General features: G+C 72.6%; 2 protein-coding genes. Both read right to left on the bottom strand.

Annotation, left to right across the window (positions count from 1 at the left end; genetic code table 11):
• On the bottom strand, positions 1-1019 hold a 1019-nt coding region (locus tag WA805_RS26970; RefSeq protein WP_425243748.1), incomplete at its 3' end, for a homocysteine S-methyltransferase family protein.
• A gap of 2 nt (positions 1020-1021) precedes the next feature.
• Positions 1022-1731: PucR family transcriptional regulator (locus WA805_RS26965; RefSeq protein ID WP_425243747.1), on the bottom strand; the 710-nt coding region annotated here is incomplete at its 5' end.

Here is a 1731-nt window from a genome sequence, read left to right as displayed (position 1 = left end):
GTGCCGTGGATCTCGGCGGAGCGCGGCCGCCGCTCCGCGGCGGACACCCGCGTCGCCGTCGATGCCGCGCCGCCAGCGGCGCGGGTGCGCACCGCCTCGGTGGCGGCCCTGATGTGCGTCGGCGTGGTGCCGCAGCAGCCGCCCACCAGGGTGATCCCCGCGTCGGCGAACCTGCCGAGGTACCTGGCGAAGTACCCGCCGTCGATGCTGAACTCGAACGAGCGCGGCCCGACCCGCCGCGGCTGCCCGGCGTTCGGCTGGGCGCTGACCGGCACCGCCGAGTACCGGACCAGGTCCTCGGCGACGACCAGCATCCGCTGCGGCCCGACCGTGCAGTTCGTGCCGATCATCGCGACCGGCATCGCGCTGAGCACGGACGCGACCTCGCGCGGCGTCTCGCCGCCGAGCGTGTGCGCGTCGTCGGCGAACGTGGCCTGCGCGATCAGCGGCACGTCGGTCACCGACGCGGCCACACTCACGGCCTCGACCAGTTCGTCCAGGTAGCCGAACGTCTCCAGGATCAGCAGGTCCACGCCGCGCTCCGCGTCGGGCAGGGCGGCCACGAGGGCCAGGATCTGCTCGCGGAGCACCTCCATCCGCTCGGCCGACCCGACCCGGCGGCGCTGCAGCGCGGTGACCGCGGGCGACACCGAGCCCGCGACGAGCACGGTGCGGTCCGCACGCGAAGCGGCCGCGCGGGCGAGCCGCACCCCGGACCTGTTGATCTCGTCCACCTTGTCGGGGAACCCGTGGTCGCCGAGCCACAGCCGGTTCGCGCCGAACGTGTTGGCTTGGATGATGTCCGCGCCCGCGCTCACGTAGCTGTCGTGGATGGTCTCCACCAGGCCGGGATCGGACAGGTTCAGCTCGGGCAGCGACCGGTCGAGCGCCGCTCCGGCGGCGTGCAGCATCGTGCCCATCGCGCCGTCGCCGATGAGCACCCGCTCCCCGGACAGCAGCCGCCGCGCGGCCCCCGTAGCAGGGGTCCCTGTTGCAGGGGTCCCCGTTGAATCAGTCACTATTACGCCTCCGGCAACGCATCGAGGATCTCCAGCGCGACCTGCGCGATCAGCCGGTCCCTGTAGTTGTCCAGCCGCAGCCCGGTGATCTCCTCGATCCGCTTAATACGGTAGGCCACCGTGTTCGGGTGGACGTGCAGCAGCCTGGACGCGCGCTGCGGGCTGTTGTTCTCCCTGAAGTAGCAGGCGAGCGTGGACAGGTACTCGGACTTGTGCTCGTGCTCGTGGTCGCTGAGCTTGCCGAGCACCTCGGCGGCGAAGGACCGCAGCTCGCCGAGGTCAGGCACCTGGAGCAGCAGCCGGTGGATGCCCAGGTCCTCGAACGCGGCGGCAGCGCCGGTCCTGCCGAGCCGCCACAGCGTCTGCGTGGTGCGGTGCGCCTGGTCGTAGGACCTGGCGATCTCCTCGGGGTCCTTGCACGGCCCGCCGATCCCGATGACGACCTTCGCGCCGGGGAACAGCTCGGCGAGCCGGGCCAGGCACGCCTGGCCGAGCTTGCGCGGGTCGGGCGCTGACGCGACGACCACGACCACCTCCGCCTCGCGTGCGGAGACGATGGCCTCCGGCGCGCGCGTGGTCATGAAGTGCTCGATTGATTCCCTGATCCGCTGCCGCAGCGCCTCGGCGTCGCCGGCCCGCGCCGGCGGCAGCTCGAACGCGATCGCGGCGACGTTGTGGCTTCGCGTCGGGTCGTAGCCGAGGTGCCCCGCCC

Source organism: Trebonia sp., from assembly GCF_049794275.1.
In the GTDB taxonomy this organism is placed as follows: domain Bacteria; phylum Actinomycetota; class Actinomycetes; order Streptosporangiales; family Streptosporangiaceae; genus Trebonia.
This window is presented reverse-complemented; position numbering and strand designations above follow the sequence as displayed.